At 66.6% G+C, this 14471-nt stretch carries 14 protein-coding genes; 8 read left to right on the top strand and 6 right to left on the bottom strand.

The features are described 5' to 3' along the window. Nucleotide 1 precedes the first annotated feature (1 nt). From ABRP28_RS00430 to ABRP28_RS00405, 6 genes are all read left to right on the top strand, one after another. Entirely contained in the window at nt 2-817 is an 816-nt protein-coding gene (locus ABRP28_RS00430; protein WP_066273968.1) for a carbohydrate ABC transporter permease, read from the top strand. Between the two features lie 79 nt (nt 818-896). Further along, entirely contained in the window at nt 897-2336 is a 1440-nt protein-coding gene (locus ABRP28_RS00425) for an NAD-dependent succinate-semialdehyde dehydrogenase (protein ID WP_350003916.1), read from the top strand. After that, a complete protein-coding gene (locus tag ABRP28_RS00420) occupies nt 2337-3080 on the top strand; it encodes a sulfite exporter TauE/SafE family protein (protein ID WP_350003917.1) in 744 nt (247 codons plus the stop codon). It abuts the gene before it with no gap. A 57-nt stretch (nt 3081-3137) separates the two neighbouring features. Then, a complete protein-coding gene (locus ABRP28_RS00415; protein WP_350003918.1) occupies nt 3138-3320 on the top strand; it encodes a hypothetical protein in 183 nt (60 codons plus the stop codon). Between the two features lie 47 nt (nt 3321-3367). Next, the gene (locus ABRP28_RS00410; protein ID WP_350003919.1) at nt 3368-4642 is read left to right on the top strand and encodes an AGE family epimerase/isomerase; all 1275 of its coding nucleotides are present in this window, start codon (nt 3368-3370) and stop codon (nt 4640-4642) included. Between the two features lie 152 nt (nt 4643-4794). After that, nucleotides 4795-6048: an MFS transporter gene (locus tag ABRP28_RS00405; protein WP_350003920.1), complete on the top strand. Its 1254-nt coding sequence runs from the start codon at nt 4795-4797 to the stop codon at nt 6046-6048. Here ABRP28_RS00405 and ABRP28_RS00400 read toward each other — a convergent pair. Beyond that, the gene (locus tag ABRP28_RS00400) at nt 6045-7028 is read right to left on the bottom strand and encodes a phosphotransferase (RefSeq protein ID WP_350003921.1); all 984 of its coding nucleotides are present in this window, start codon (nt 7026-7028) and stop codon (nt 6045-6047) included. The genes ABRP28_RS00405 and ABRP28_RS00400 overlap by 4 nt on opposite strands. 83 nt (nt 7029-7111) lie before the next feature. Between ABRP28_RS00400 and ABRP28_RS00395 the strand changes: the two genes are divergently transcribed. Then, complete coding sequence (locus ABRP28_RS00395; RefSeq protein WP_350003922.1) at nt 7112-7864, top strand: metalloregulator ArsR/SmtB family transcription factor; 753 nt, start codon at nt 7112-7114, stop codon at nt 7862-7864. Here ABRP28_RS00395 and ABRP28_RS00390 read toward each other — a convergent pair. The 4 genes from ABRP28_RS00390 to fdhA form a co-directional block, all read right to left on the bottom strand. Then, nucleotides 7861-8067 carry a hypothetical protein gene (locus tag ABRP28_RS00390; RefSeq protein ID WP_350003923.1) on the bottom strand — a complete coding sequence of 69 codons (207 nt, stop codon included), beginning with the start codon at nt 8065-8067 and terminating at the stop codon, nt 7861-7863. The genes ABRP28_RS00395 and ABRP28_RS00390 overlap by 4 nt on opposite strands. 23 nt (nt 8068-8090) lie before the next feature. Next, entirely contained in the window at nt 8091-9452 is a 1362-nt protein-coding gene (locus tag ABRP28_RS00385; RefSeq protein WP_350003924.1) for an MFS transporter, read from the bottom strand. A gap of 160 nt (nt 9453-9612) precedes the next feature. Continuing rightward, nucleotides 9613-9963 (bottom strand): GNAT family N-acetyltransferase, encoded by a 351-nt coding sequence (locus ABRP28_RS00380; RefSeq protein WP_350003925.1) that lies wholly within the window; start codon nt 9961-9963, stop codon nt 9613-9615. Nucleotides 9964-10095: 132 nt separating this feature from the next. Further along, on the bottom strand, nt 10096-11313 hold the full coding sequence (fdhA, locus tag ABRP28_RS00375; RefSeq protein ID WP_231457053.1) for a formaldehyde dehydrogenase, glutathione-independent: 1218 nt from the start codon (nt 11311-11313) through the stop codon (nt 10096-10098). 324 nt (nt 11314-11637) lie between these two features. Between fdhA and ABRP28_RS00370 the strand changes: the two genes are divergently transcribed. Continuing rightward, complete coding sequence (locus ABRP28_RS00370) at nt 11638-11967, top strand: DUF6457 domain-containing protein (protein WP_350003926.1); 330 nt, start codon at nt 11638-11640, stop codon at nt 11965-11967. A gap of 17 nt (nt 11968-11984) precedes the next feature. Here ABRP28_RS00370 and ABRP28_RS00365 read toward each other — a convergent pair whose 3' ends face one another. Continuing rightward, complete coding sequence (locus ABRP28_RS00365; protein ID WP_350003927.1) at nt 11985-14312, bottom strand: FdhF/YdeP family oxidoreductase; 2328 nt, start codon at nt 14310-14312, stop codon at nt 11985-11987. Nucleotides 14313-14471 lie beyond the last annotated feature (159 nt).

Raw genomic sequence — 14471 nt, 5'->3', positions numbered from 1 at the left:
CATGCTCTCGTCAATAACCCGCCGCGGAATCCTCGCGATCTACGCGGTCATCATCATCGTTCCGCTGACCGTGGTGGGGTTCGGCAGCTTCAAGTCCACGCAGGAACTGTTTGCCGGGCCGTTCAGCCTGCCGCAGTCCCTCTCCCCCGGCAACTACGCAGAGGTGATCGGCGGCCAGGACCTCGGTTCGTCCTTCATGAACAGCGTCATTGTCACCGCCATTTCCGTCCCGCTCACCCTGTTCCTGGCCAGCCTGGCCGGCTACGCCGTGTCCCGGCTCAAGGGGTTCATGTCCTGGGCCATCTTCGGCTTCCTGGTGCTGGGCATGGCCATCCCGGCGCAGGCCAACATGGTTCCGCTGTATGTCCTCTTTGGCCGTTTAGGGCTGCTGGACAGCCTGGCCGGGCTGGTGCTGGCGAACCTGGTGTCCACCCTGCCCATCGCCGTCTTCATCCTCGGCGGGTTCATGCGGACCCTGCCCAAGGAACTCTACGAAGCATCCTCCATTGACGGCACCGGCCCCTGGCGGACGTACGTCTCCATCGCCCTGCCGCTGTCCGCGCCGTCCATCGCCGCGGCCGCCATCTTCCTGTTCGTCATCCACTGGAACGAACTGCTGTACCCGCTGCTGTTCATCCAGTCCCCCGGCAACCGCACGCTGCCGCTGGCGCTGCTGAGCTTCCAGGGCGAGTTCCAGACCGACTACCCGCTGCTGTTCGCCGGCGTCATTCTGGCCTCCCTGCCCGTGGTGGTGGCCTACGTCTTCCTGCAGCGCTACTTCGTTGCCGGCATCACCGCCGGCGCCAGCAAGGGATGAGCATTACGACGGCGGCGGCGGCCTTCCGCGCCCGCCCCGCCGTGCCGGACCTCTCCCCGCCCTCCGAAAGGCATCATCCGTGAACCTCAAATCAGCCCGACACCTCGTCAACGGCACCTGGCACGCCACCGGCACCTCCAAGACCGTGACGGACCCCGGAAACGGCGGCACCGTCGGAGAGATCGCCTGGGGCACCGCCGCGGACGCCACCCAGGCAGCCGACGCAGCAGCGGACGCCTTCGGGTCCTGGTCCCGCACAACCGTGCGGAACCGCGCCGACCTGCTCCGCAACGCCGCCGACCTCCTGGCCGAACGCCGCGATGAACTCGCCCACACCCTGGCCCTCGAGGCCGGCAAGCGGCTCCCCGAAGCCCAGGGCGAGGTGGACTTCTCGGTGGAATACTTCCGCTGGTTCGCCGAGGAAGTGCGGCGCACCACCGGCACCGTCAGCCCGCCCGAGTTGCAGGGCCGCCGCCACCTGAGCCTGCGGAAGCCCATCGGTGTTGCCCTCAGCCTCACCCCATGGAACTTCCCGGTGTCCATCCAGGCCCGCAAACTCGCCGCGATGCTCGCTGCAGGCTGCACCGTTGTGGGCAGGGTTTCCGAAAAGGCGCCGCTGGCCGCCACCGGACTCTTCGAGGTCCTGCACGACGCCGGATTCCCGGCGGGCGTGGTCAACCTGGTCCACGGCCCCTCGCGGGAGATCACCGCGGCCCTGCTCAAGCACCCGGCCGTCCGAGCCGTCAGCTTCACCGGCTCCACCGGCGTGGGCAAGCAAATCATGGCATCCGCCTCGGACCGGGTGGTCCGGCCGCTGCTGGAACTGGGCGGCAACGCGCCGTTCATCGTCTTCGAGGATGCGGACCTGGATGCGGCCGTCGAGGGCGCAGTGCTGGGCCGGCTCCGCAACACGGGCCAGTCCTGCGTGGCGGCCAACCGGTTCCTGGTCCAGGACAGCATCGCCGGGGAGTTCGCCGCCAGGCTGGCTGCGCGGTTTGACGCGATGAGCATCGGCCACGGCGTTCCCGACGACGGCACTCCCGTCCCGGACCTGGGCCCCGTGATCGACGCCGAGCGGGTGTCCGCCGTGCAGGCGCTGGTGGACGACGCCCTGGAACGCGGCGCCCGCCGCGTCACGCAGCGGACCGACGTGCCCGGCCACGGCTCCTTCCTGGCTCCCACGCTCCTGGCGGACGTTCCGGACGACGCACCCCTGGTGACCGAAGAAGTGTTCGGTCCGGCAGCCGGCGTCGTGACTTTCTCCTCGGAGGAGGACGCCATCCGGAAGGCCAACGCCACCGAGATGGGCCTGGCCGCATACGTCTGGAGCAGCAGCCCAAAGCGCGGCTGGGAGATTCCGGAGCAGCTCGAGGCCGGCATCGTGGGCGTCAACGACCCCCTGCCGTCCGTGGCCTTCGCGCCCATGGGCGGTGCCAAGCAGTCCGGCCTGGGCCGGGAAGGCGCAAGCCTGGGCCTGGAGGAGTTCGAGGAGGTCCAATACGTGGCCTGGCGGCCCTAAATGCTGACCACCGGGCTGGTGCTGGGCGCCGTCGTCATGGGTGCAGGGATGCAGCGCATCACCGGCATGGGCTTCGCCCTGGTGGCCGCCCCCTTCCTGGTCCTGCTCCTGGGCCCGGTGGAGGGGGTGGTGCTGGTGAACGTTTGCGGCGCCGTGACTGCCGGAGCCATCATCTTCCGGGTTGTCCGGGACATCGACTGGAAACGGTACGCGGCCCTCACGGCCTCGGCGGTGCTGGGAATCGTGCCGGCGGCCTTCCTGATCCGGCTCATCCCGCCTGCAGTCCTGGAGATTTCCATCGGGGTGATCCTTGCCGTCGGGCTGACCGTCCTGCTGGCCCTGAAATCCGCCACCTTGCCGGCCCGGCGCCGCTACCTCTTTACCGCGGGAGGCCTCAGCGGCTTCATGAACACCGCGGCCGGCGTCGGCGGACCCGCCGTGAGCATGTACTCCATCGCCACCCGGTGGCAGCACAAGTCCTTCGCAGCCACCATGCAGCCATATTTTTTCACCATCGGCGCGCTTTCCCTGGCCTCCAAAGCCCTGACGGCTCCCGCGACATTCCCCTCACTTCCCGCTGCGATGTGGGCGGCGGTTGCCGCAGCCTGCCTGGCGGGGCTGGTGCTGGGCGACGTCGCTGCCCGTTTTGTCCCTGCCCGCGCCGCCCAGATCCTGCTGATCGTCCTTGCCTACCTTGGCGCGGCAGCCACCATTGTCCGCGGCGTGCTCGACACTGTCGGGTAACAACCGTCGGGTAACAGATGCATGTATCCAACCAACACCACTAACGAAAGGGCGGCCATGACTGCCATCTCCCCGCACAAGAGCCCCTTGCGCGTGTCCACCACCAGCGGCGAAACCATCTCGCTGACGATTGACCCGGGTGCACCGGTGAACATTCAGCTTGACGTCGGAAACGACTGCAGCTGTGGTGGCGCCCGGCGTGCCGGCGCCTACACAGATACCGACTTCGGCACCCGCTGACTGGACCGGCTCCAAACTTGCACCCCGTACCAGAAAGAGGAACTGACATGACATGGCTGAACAGTGCCGCCCACGCCCGATGGCTCGAGGCAGAAACCGACCGGCTGATCAATTTCGCCGCGGGGTCAAAGGTGCCCACGGGATTCGGCTGGCTGGACAACAACGGCAAGGTATTCACCGACAAGCCGACCCATCTGTGGATCACCGCCCGGATGGTCCACAGTTTCGCTGTCGCCGCGCTGATGGGGCGGCCGGGTGCCGCGACGCTCGTGGACCACGGCATCGCAGCGCTCAACGGGGCCTTCCACGACGATGAGTTTGGCGGCTGGTACGCCGAGATCGACGCGAACGGTCCGGTGAACGACACCAAGTCCGGCTACCAGCACTCCTTCGTGCTCCTCGCCGCCGCCAGTGCCGTTGCCGCAAACCGCCCGGGAGCCCGGGAACTGCTGGACGAGGCCCTGCGGGTAGCCGACACAAAATTCTGGGACCACAAAGCCAACATGTGCTTTGACTCCTGGAACCGGGAGTTCACCGAAACCGAGGCCTACCGTGGCGGCAACGCGAGCATGCACTCGGTCGAGGCGTACCTGATCGTCGCTGATGTGACCGGCGAGGACCGCTGGCTGGAACGGGCCCTCCACATTGCCGAGGTGCTCATCCACGAATTTGCGCGCAACAACAACTACCGGGTGTTCGAGCACTTCGACCCCGAGTGGACCCCGATGCCGGAGTACAACACCGATGACCGGGCCAGCCAGTTTCGGGCCTATGGCGGAACCCCCGGCCACTGGGTTGAGTGGGCGCGGCTGCTCCTCCACCTCCGTGCCGGGCTCGAGGCCCGCGGCCTGGATGTACCAGCCTGGCTGTTGGAAGACGCGCGCGGCCTGTTCGATGCTGCGATCCGCGACGCCTGGGAGCCGGACGGCCATCCCGGATTTGTCTACACCGTGGACTGGGAGGGCAGGCCGGTGGTCACCACCCGCATCCGCTGGGTTCCCGCGGAAGCAATCGGCGGGGCCGCAGCCCTCTACATCGCCACCGGCGAGAAGGAGTATGCGGACTGGTACGAGCGGATCTGGGACCACGCCCGCGACTGGTTCATCGATTACGAGCACGGCTCCTGGAAGCAGGAACTCGACGAGCACGGTAATGTCACCTCTACCGTATGGTCGGGCAAGGCGGACATCTACCACCTCTGGCACTGCCTGGTGGTACCGCGCCTTCCGCTGGCGCCGGGGCTTGCTCCAGCCGTCGCGGCAGGCCTGCTGGATTCACGGCTAAGCGCCATCACGGAGGTCAGGGAACCGGCCGCCCGCTGATTCCAGCGGTGCGGCACGGCGCGCCGCAAGCGGCACCGGGGACGCGCCGGGAACGGCACGGAGCAGGGGGCGGGATCCTGTAAATTTAAGGGAGGAATTGTCCGGCCAGCGAGCCGCGTTCCACCCCTCCCCCTTGAATGGACCCCTCCCCCATGTCTTCCGCGATTTCCGCGCCGGCGCCTGCCCGTTTCCCCTACGCCGCGATGGTGGTCCTGGCCACCATTGCCTTTACCGCCATCACCACCGAACTCCTGCCGTCCGGGCTGCTCCCGCAGATCAGCGCGGGCCTGAATGTGTCCGAGCCGGTGGCCGGCTACCTGGCTGCGGCCTATGCCGCGGTGATTGTGGTTACCGTGGTTCCGGCTGCCCGGCTGCTGGTGAAGATACCGCGGCATGCGCTGCTGGTGGGGCTGGTCCTGACGTTCGCCGCCAGCAACGCCATGGTGGGACTGGCGCCTGACTTCACGTCCGCGATGATTGCCCGGCTGGTGGGCGGCCTGGCCCATGGGCTGCTGTGGACCACCATGGCCCCGTTCGTCACCAGGGTGGTTCCGGCGGACAAGGTGGGCAAGGCCCTGGCCATTGTCTTCAGCGGCAACAGCCTGGGCCTGGCCATCGGCGCGCCCGTGGGGACCGCGCTGGGCGGTTTCCTGGGCTGGCGGGCCGCGTTCATGGTGCTGGCCGGGTTCGGCTTGGTCCTCACCGTGCTGGCGTTCTTCCTGCTGCCACGCGTTCAAAAGATCTCCGACGCCGTCCGCCCGTCACTGCGCAAAGCCATCGCCCAGCCCGGGGTGAAGCCGGTCGCAATTGCCTGGCCGCTGCTGGTCCTGGCGCACTTCGCCCTGTTCACCTATATCGCTCCGTTTATCCGCGACGCCGGTTTCCCGGACTACGCCATCAGCCTCTCGCTCACCGTGCTGGGCGGCTCCGGGCTGCTGGGCATCTGGATCGCCGGCCTCACCGTGGATTCCCGGCCCCGGCGTTCCCTGCTGGTCACCACTGCGGCGATCGCCCTGTCCATGTTTTTCCTGCCCCTCGCCGTAGGCAACTTCACCGTGGCGTTGGTCCTCATGACCGTCTGGGGGGCGGGACTGGGGGCGATCGGCATCTACAACCAGTCCGCCATCCTGAGGGCCGGCGGCGAGTACCAGGAAGCAGCGAACGGCCTCACCGTGCTGACCATCCAGCTCGGCATCACGGTCGGCGCCTTGTATGGCTCAGCGGCATTGGTGGCGGGTGGTCCGATGCTGGTTCCCGTGGCCGCCGCGCTGCCGGTAGTGGCAGCCTGGATCATCACGCTGGCCGGCAAGAAGCATGCGTACCCACAGGGCCCGCGGGAGCGGATATGGCTGGAGCCGCGGCCCATCGCCAAGCCGTTCCCGGACAAAGTGGGCGGGCGCTCTTAGGGCACGACGGCGGCCGTCGCCAGGATGATGGTGCGCTCGCCTTTGTAGTGGCGGACCAGGGAGGCAGCCAGATCCGGGAGCCAGCCCGTGCCTGCGGGGTTCAGGTCCAGGACTGCCGGTGCTTCCAGGACGTGTTCCGCGGCGAAGGACGCACGGTGCAGGAGGAGCTGGTCCGGGCTGATGGCGCGGCTTGATCCGAGGCGGTAACCATCGAGGAACGCCGCGAGCAGCTCCGGATGCTGTGGCGATCCAGGACACGGGCCCAGGAGGTCGCGCACTGCGGAGGCAACGTCGACAGGCGCAGGCATCACGCCGGATTCGTCCAGGTCAAAGCACACAGCCTGGCCTCCTGACCACCGCAGGTTGTCCAGTTCGAAATCGCCGTGCCCTAACACCAGGGATTCCGGGTCCAAGCGCGCATACACTCCACGCAGGTGGCTAGCCGCCGACGCAAGTTCAGCATCGCCGTGGCGCTCTGCATGAGCGGCCAGGGCGGCAAAGGCATCCGGGACCGCCTGGTCCGGGCGCGAAGCGGCAGACGAACCCACCTCCCCCGCTGTCCGGTGGAAAGCAGCCAGCGCCAGCCCCCAGGCACGTGCGTCCTCCGCCACGAGGTCATCTGCGTCCAGTTCCTCGCCTTCCACCCGATGCAGCACACACGCGGCCATGTCGCCTAACGGCGTGCTGACGCGTTCCACGACCGCGCCGGACCGGGACCCGACCACCCCGGCCACAGCGGCTCCGGCCGCCTTCAGTAGTTCGCCGAGTTCTGCCCCCTGCCGCAGCCGGCGCCCCGCCGTTCCGTCGTACGGCGCAAAGCGCGCGTACAGCACACCACGGTCATCGCTTCCTGGTGGAACAACGAACACGTGTACCGAGGATGAGCGCCAGAACCGAAGTCCAGCGGGGTCGATATCCCAAAGCTCCCCCACGGCATCCGCCACGGGTGAGCGCCAGCCGTCGTCGACCGTCTTACGCATACTGGAAATTTGGCTCAGGGGCAGCACAAAAACATAGTGGCACACCCTTGATAGGTGACCATATAGTCACCTATCATGTGGTTATGGACGCAGTGTTCAAGGCACTCTCCGACCCCACCCGCCGGGACCTCCTCGATGAGCTGTTCCGCCAGGACGGGCAGTCCCTGAGCGCGCTTGGGGCCCGCTTCGACATGACCCGCTTCGGGATTGCCAAGCACCTCAAGCTCCTGGAGGATGCAGGCTTGGTGGTGAGCCGCCGTCGGGGGCGGGAAAAGCTGCACTTCCTGAATCCCGTGCCCATCAGGCTTATCCACGACCGCTGGGTGAGCAAGTATTCAGAACCATGGGCCGCTGGCCTCAGCGACCTCAAATCCAGATTGGAAAGTCCCATGGAAAAAATCTTCGAAATCTACATCAAGACCACGCCGGAACGGCTTTGGGAAGCCATCACGGACAGCGGGATGCGCAGCAAGTACCAGTTCGGGAACACCATTGAGACGGACTGGACCCCGGGCAGCAGCTACACCATGAACAATGCCAAAGCCGGCGCACCGCTGGGTGAGGGCGAAAACCTGGAGGTGGACCCGCCCCGCCGGCTGGTCCAGACCATGCGGGCCCTCTGGGGTGATGACGTCAAGGCCGAGGGAACCTCAAAGATCACGTGGGAGATCGAGCCGGTGGGCGATTCCTGCCGCCTGACCGTCACCCACGGCGACCTCCGCGAAGGCGCCAATGAACAGCTCTACGGCGGCTGGCCCATGATCCTCTCCGGCCTCAAGACCTGGCTGGAGACCGGGGAGAAGCTGACCACGCCGGGCTCGCTGATGTACACCTAGGCGCGTTTCCTGCCGTCCCATCCACGCTGCCGCAGGTGCCGGGTGGCCAGCAGGGAAGCGCCGATGAAAAGGACACCCAGCACCACGGTGGCGACGCCCACGTAGAACCAGCCGCCCCGGCCGAAAATCATCAGGGCAGCGCCCACGATGCACATGCCCTTTGCAGTGATGTCGAGGTAAAGCGGGCCCCTCAGGTACTTCATTTATCCACCATAACGCTGTGACGCTAGGGTGTCCGCTGCCTCCACAGCAGGCTCACGGCGAACGTCACCACGCACAGGACCAGCATCGCCAGGACCATCCGCGCCCAGCTTTCCTGGTCCACGCCGCCGCCCGCGAATACACCGATCATCACCGTGGCCGTGATCGCGCCGACATACCGGCAGGTTTGGTAGATCCCGGCGGCGACGCCCCGCTCCTGGGGCCGGATGGAAACGAACATGCCCTGGTTCGTGGCGATGCCCACGGTCCCGTACGGGATGCCCATCAGGGCAGTGAGCACCACCACCAGCGGGATCGCCAGGGTGCCGGTGAGCAGCCACATCAGGGCGGCGGCCGCGGCCAGGAGCACGACGCCGGCAATCAGCACGCGCCGCACGCCGAACCTTCCCATTGCCTTCACTGCCCAAGGGGTTGCCAGGACGGACATGCCCGCCAGGGGCAGCATCAGCAGGCCCACAATGCCGGGCTCGTAGCCCCCGGCTTCCTGCAGGAGCTGGGGCAGGCCGAAAAAGACGAAGTAATAGACGCTGCTGAACACTGCGAAGGCAAGGTAGATAAGCATCAAGGGCTTGTTGCGGCCCAGGAGCCTCAGGTCTAGGAACGGCCGGGTGAACCGGAGCTCCCGCCAGGCAAACAGCCCCGCGGTTGCGGTTCCTGCGGCCAGCATCCACCAGCGGTAGCCCGGCAAGACGTTCAGGGCGGCCATCATCACCAGCAGCAGCGCGGAGACAAAGCCCAGGATGCCGGGAAGGTCCGAGTCCCGCAGCAGCTCGGCAACGCTGCCGCGTTCCCTGGCTTTGTCCGCCGGAGCAGCCTGCCGGACGATCAGCAGCGCGGCCAGCGCCAGCGGGACATTGACCAGGAACAACGCCTCCCAGCCCACAAAGCCCACCAGCAATCCGCCGATCACAGGTCCCACTGCCGCCGCCGACGTGTTGGCCATCTGGAGGCTGCCAAGCGGACGTGCCGGTTCCACGTTGGCCCGGTGCGCAATGGCACCCACCATCACCACAGCGCTGGGATAGGCGGTGGCCGTGCCCAGCGCCATCACTGCCCGGGCAACGCAGAGCAGCGCGAAGTTCGGGGCGAACGGCGCCAGCGCACAGGTAACCGCGACCAAACCCATGCCCAGCATGAACATCCGCCGCGGCCCGAACCTGTCGGCAAGCCTGCCCATCACCGGCTGGCCCGCGGCCGAGGCCAGGTAAAACGAGGTCACCACCCAGGTGACGGCCGCGACGTCGAGTCCAAAGTCCCCGCGGAGCACCACCAGGGCGACGGCGATCATCGAGGAGTTGAGGGGGTTCAGCGCCGTGCCCAGGCTGAGGCCGGCGACGGCCAGCGCAGTCCGGGGTTTGTTGCTCACGGAAACAGTCTGCTGCACGGGGCGCGGGAGGGCATCTGGCGACACGCAAAGTACATCTCGAAGCCCAAGTTAGGAGGCGCGGCCCTAATCCGAGGGGCGAGAACTAACCTGCGAGTCGAAAACCAAGCTGCGTGGCAACAACGAATGAGCGGGTCGCACGTCAGCGGGCGCGGCTGGCCAGGGCTCCGTTGAGGAACTCAAGGTGCGCGGGCTTCACGGCCACCGAATCGCCGGCGTATTCGGGGTGCTTGGCGAGGAACTTCTTGATGAAGGGGCAGACCGGGACAATGCCCACGCCTGCCTTGACCGTCTCGTCCAGTGCAACGGTGGCGAGCTGCCCAGCAAGGCCCTGCCCGCCGTATTCCTCGTTGATCACCGTGTGGTAAAAAATCCGCTCCGGCGAGGCGCCGCCGTCGTACGCCTTGTACGCCGCCTTGCCAATCACGTTGCCGGCGTCGAGGATCTCAAAGCGCTCGCGGCCGGGGTTGTGGCGGACAGTGATGTCACTCAAGGGAATCTCCTTCGATGCGGTGTGTCCTTCAGCCTAACCCCAGCCGAAGGGCATCTATTTCCGCACCGGTCCCTTACCGGACAGCACCGTCCGCCGCCCCGCTTCCGGCGGCGCCGCGTGACGCCGTCCGGCCTAGCTCAGGTAGCCGTTCGGGTTGAGGACGTACTTGGTGGCCGCGCCGGCGTCGAACTCCGCGTAGCCCTGCGGGGCCTCCTCAAGCGTGATCGCCTTGGCGTTCACGTTCTTGGCGATGTTCACCCTGTCGTTCAGGATGGCCATCATCAGCTGGCGGTTGTACTTCATCACCGGGCACTGGCCGGTGGTGAAGCTCAGCGACTTGGCCCAACCGGTACCCAGGCTCAGGCTGAGGGCACCCTTCTTGGCTGCCTCGTCAATGCCGCCCGGATCGCCCGTCACGTACAGCCCCGGAATGCCCAGCGCGCCGCCGGCAGCGGTGATGTCCATCAGCGAGTTCAACACCGTGGCCGGGGCCTCTTCGGCGTCCTTGCCGTGGCCGTGGCCGCGCGCCTCAAAGCCCACCGCGTCCACGCCGCAGTCCACTTCCGGCACGCCAAGGATCTGCTCGATCTGCTCCGCCGGGCCTCCCTTGGTGAGGTCCACAGTTTCGCAACCGAAGCTGCGCGCCCGCGCCAGCCTGTCCTCGTTCAGGTCGCCCACAATCACGACGGCGGCGCCCAGCAGGTGCGCGCTGGTGGCCGCTGCCAGGCCCACGGGACCTGCGCCTGCCACGTAGACGGTGGAGCCAACTCCCACGCCGGCGCTGACGGCACCGTGGAATCCCGTGGGAAAGATGTCCGAAAGCATGGCCAGGTCAAGGATCTTCTCCATGGCCCGGTCCTTGTCCGGGAACTTCAGCAGGTTCCAGTCGGCGTACGGCACCAGCACATAGTTGGCCTGGCCGCCCACCCAGCCGCCCATGTCCACGTACCCGTAGGCGCTGCCCGGGCGGTCCGGGTTCACGTTCAGGCAGATGCCGGTCTTGCGTTCCTTGCAGTTCCGGCAGCGGCCACAGGCAATGTTGAACGGGACTGAGCAAAGGTCCCCCACCTTGATGAATTCAACGTCGCGGCCAACCTCCACCACTTCACCGGTGATCTCGTGCCCCAAAACCAGGTCCGGCGGTGCCGTGGTGCGGCCGCGCACCATGTGCTGGTCCGAGCCACAAATGTTGGTGGCCACTGTCTTCAGGATCACGCCATGGTTGACGGCGCGCCCAACATTTGCCGGGTTGACGCCCGGCCCGTCCTTGAGTTCGAACGTGGGGTAGTCGATATCAATCAGTTCGACTTTCCCGGGTCCCTTGTAGGCAACGGCTTTGTTCCCTGTCATCTTTTTCTCCTGTTATCCCACGTATCGCCCGGTAGGGCTGCCGTGATTCATGAGTGGTGATGCGCATCCCGCCGGACAGGCACCGTCCAGCATCTGGTAATGGCTGGGAATCAGTTGCCGGAGAGCTTCCTGGAGCGGGTGGGCCCAGTCTAAGCACGGGCAGCCCTCATATCTAGGGGTAAAAAGTCCGGCTGTCTACCTGTTTGTGGATTAGGGGTTACTCGGGGAACGGCCGGTAGCGATGACTTCCGCTGCGAAGCCTTGTAGTCTCGGCACGGAGGACGATCCAATGTCCCGAAATCGACGGAAGACCAAGGAGCGGACATGCCAGCCAACGAGGACGAAATGCAGATCCTGGACCAGTGGAGCAACCGGCTGGCGCAGGCGCTGCAAATCCTGGACCTGAAGGTGGACCACGACCTCCTCCTGGACCTGGCCCGCAAATCGGCCGACTCCGTAACGCATGCAGCGGCTCCGGTGACCACCTTCATGGTGGGGTATGCGGCAGGGCTGGAAGCAGGCACCGGCAGCGCCGGCACCAAGGAAGCGTCGACGGCGTCAGTGGCGAAAGCGGCGGACGTCGCCTTCCAGCTGTGCGAGGACGGGCCAGACGCCGGCCCGGCCAGCAAAGGCTGGGCGGACACAGCGCAGTAAAGGACACAGCGCAGTAGCTAGCCCGCGGCTGTCGGCTCCTCCTCGAGCACGGTAACGGGTTCGAGCCGGACAATGACCGCTTTGGACACCGGCGTCTGGCTGCCCTCCGCCACACTCTCCAGCGGCACCAGGACGTTTGCTTCCGGATAGTAGGCGGCCGCGCATCCGCGTGCTGACGGGTAGGACACCAGCCGGTAGTTCCGCAGGACCCGCTCCACGTTGTCCGGGTACACGCCGCGCACATCCACGTGCTGCCCGTCTTCCAGGCCCAGCTCGGCCAGGTCCTCGGGGTTTACGAACACCACCTCGCGGCCCTTCTTGATGCCCCGGTAGCGGTCGTTGTGGCCGTAGATGGTGGTGTTGAACTGGTCGTGCGAGCGCATGCTTTGCAGGATCAGGGTGCCGGCCGGGCGCTCCACATGCTCCAGTTCGTTCACCGTGAGCATGGCCTTGCCGGTGGGCGTGTTGAACGTGCGGGAGTCGCGGGGACCGTTGGGCAGGACAAAGCCGCCGTCCTGCCGGATCTTCCGGTTGTAGTCCTCGCAGCCCACCACCACGTGGGAGATATGCTCGCGGATCAGGTCGTAGTCCTTCTGGAAGCCGGCCCAGTCGGCCGAAATCCTGTCCCCCAGCACCCGCTGCGCCAGCTGGCAGACAATCGCCACCTCGGAAAGCAGGCCCGGAGCCACCGGTTCAACGGTGCCGTGGGAGGCGTGCACGGCACAGACGGTGTCCTCCACCGAGACGAACTGAAGGCCGGACTCCTGCCGGTCGATCTCAGTGCGCCCCAGCGTGGGCAGGATCAGGGCCTCGGCCCCTGTCACGGCGTGGGACCGGTTCAGCTTCGTTGAGATCTGGACGGAGAGTTCCGTGCCGCCCATCGCCGCTTCGGCAGCCCGGGTGTCGGACATGGCGCCCACGAAGTTGCCGCCCATCGCGATGAAAACCTTGATCCCGCCGTCGCGCATTTGGCGGATGGTCTCCACCGCGTCCGCGCCATGCCCGCGGGGCGGCTCGAAGCTGAATTCCTTGCCCAGGGCATCCAGGAACGCCGGCGGCATCTGCTCCCAGATGCCCATGGTGCGGTCCCCCTGGACGTTGCTGTGCCCGCGGATGGGCGAGGCACCGGCGCCGGGCTTGCCAATGTTGCCGCGCAGCAGCAGCAGGTTGATGATCTCCTTGATGGTGGCCACACCCTTTTTCTGCTGGGTGATGCCCATGGCCCACGTGATGATGACCTTTTCGGCGCGGAGGTAGCGGTCGGCCAGCTCGTCGATCTCCCCGGCCTGCAGGCCGGTGGCTGCCAGGACGGATGCTTCGTCCAGTCCGGCCAGGTGTTCCCGGAGCTCCTCAAGCCCCTGGCAGTGTTCCTCGAGGAACTTATGGTCCAGCACGGTGCCCGGATTGGCTGCCTCGGCATCGAGGACCCGCTTGGACACCGCCTGCAGCAGCGCCATGTCCCCGCCGATCCGGATATGGAGGAACTGGTCCGCCAAATCCGTGCCCCGCCCAATGATGCCCTTGACCTTCTGTGGGTTCTTGTAGCGCATCAGGCCGGCCTCGGGCAGCGGGTTGACTGCCACAATGCTTGCGCCCGCTTCCTTGGCCTCCTCCAGGGCGGTGAGCATCCGGGGGTGGTTGGTGCCGGGGTTCTGGCCCATGATGATGATCAGGTCCGCCTTGGCGAAGTCGTCATAGGACACCGTGGCCTTGCCCACGCCGATGGTCTGGCCCATGCCCCAGCCGGAAGATTCGTGGCACATGTTGGAGCAGTCCGGCAGGTTGTTGGTGCCGTACCCGCGGATGAACAGCTGGTACAGGAACGCGGCCTCGTTCGAGGTGCGGCCGCTGGTGTAGAACGCCGCCTGGTCCGGGCTGGGCAGGGACGCCAGCTTGTCCGCGATGATGCCGAACGCCTGGTCCCAGCTGACGGGCCGGTAGTGGTCCTCCCCGGCGGGCTTGTACACCGGCTCCGTCAGGCGTCCCTGCATGCCCAGCCAGTACTCGGAGCGCTGCAGCAGCTCGCTGACGGGATGCTCCTGCCAGAAATCCGAGCCAATCACCACCGGGGTGGCCTCCCACGTCACGGCCTTGGCGCCGTTCTCGCAGAATTCGAACGTCTTGCGGTGCCCGGGGTCCGGCCACGCGCAGCTCATGCAGTCGAAACCGTCCTTCTGGTTCAGCGCCAGCAGGGTCTTCCTGGACCGTTCCAGGCCCATGTGCTTAAGCGCCGGCTGCATGGAATGGTAGACGCCGGGCACCCCAGCGGCCCATGTCTTCGGGTGATCGCTGACTTCGATGTCAGATTCGTCGGCCTCTTCAACATCGGGATTCTTGCGCGTCACGGCTGGTTCTCCTTGCGTTCTGCAGGCGCGGCCACATTCCGATGCTTCGGCGGGCCGGTTCCTTTCCCACACTTGTTCAGGGTGGCGGGGAAGTCAAGGAGGCAGCTCCCCTGCCGGGCGGGCGTCGGGCAACGGGCGACGGCGGCACACGGCTGGCGT

This window comes from Pseudarthrobacter sp. WHRI 8279, assembly GCF_040224115.2.
GTDB lineage: Bacteria > Actinomycetota > Actinomycetes > Actinomycetales > Micrococcaceae > Arthrobacter.
Note: the sequence above shows the minus strand (reverse complement) of the source record. Positions and strands in the feature narration are given on the sequence as shown.

Bases quoted from the DNA above. Each gene is read 5' to 3' on its own strand.
- ABRP28_RS00370 (WP_350003926.1), top strand. From the start codon at position 11,638: ATGCCAGCCAACGAGGACGAAATGCAGATCCTGGACCAGTGGAGCAAC.
- ABRP28_RS00415 (WP_350003918.1), top strand. From the start codon at position 3,138: ATGACTGCCATCTCCCCGCACAAGAGCCCCTTGCGCGTGTCCACCACC.
- ABRP28_RS00410 (WP_350003919.1), top strand. From the start codon at position 3,368: ATGACATGGCTGAACAGTGCCGCCCACGCCCGATGGCTCGAGGCAGAA.
- ABRP28_RS00395 (WP_350003922.1), top strand. From the start codon at position 7,112: ATGGACGCAGTGTTCAAGGCACTCTCCGACCCCACCCGCCGGGACCTC.
- ABRP28_RS00390 (WP_350003923.1), bottom strand. From the start codon at position 8,067: ATGAAGTACCTGAGGGGCCCGCTTTACCTCGACATCACTGCAAAGGGC.
- ABRP28_RS00430 (WP_066273968.1), top strand. From the start codon at position 2: ATGCTCTCGTCAATAACCCGCCGCGGAATCCTCGCGATCTACGCGGTC.
- ABRP28_RS00420 (WP_350003917.1), top strand. From the start codon at position 2,337: ATGCTGACCACCGGGCTGGTGCTGGGCGCCGTCGTCATGGGTGCAGGG.
- fdhA (WP_231457053.1), bottom strand. From the start codon at position 11,313: ATGACAGGGAACAAAGCCGTTGCCTACAAGGGACCCGGGAAAGTCGAA.
- ABRP28_RS00405 (WP_350003920.1), top strand. From the start codon at position 4,795: ATGTCTTCCGCGATTTCCGCGCCGGCGCCTGCCCGTTTCCCCTACGCC.
- ABRP28_RS00400 (WP_350003921.1), bottom strand. From the start codon at position 7,028: ATGCGTAAGACGGTCGACGACGGCTGGCGCTCACCCGTGGCGGATGCC.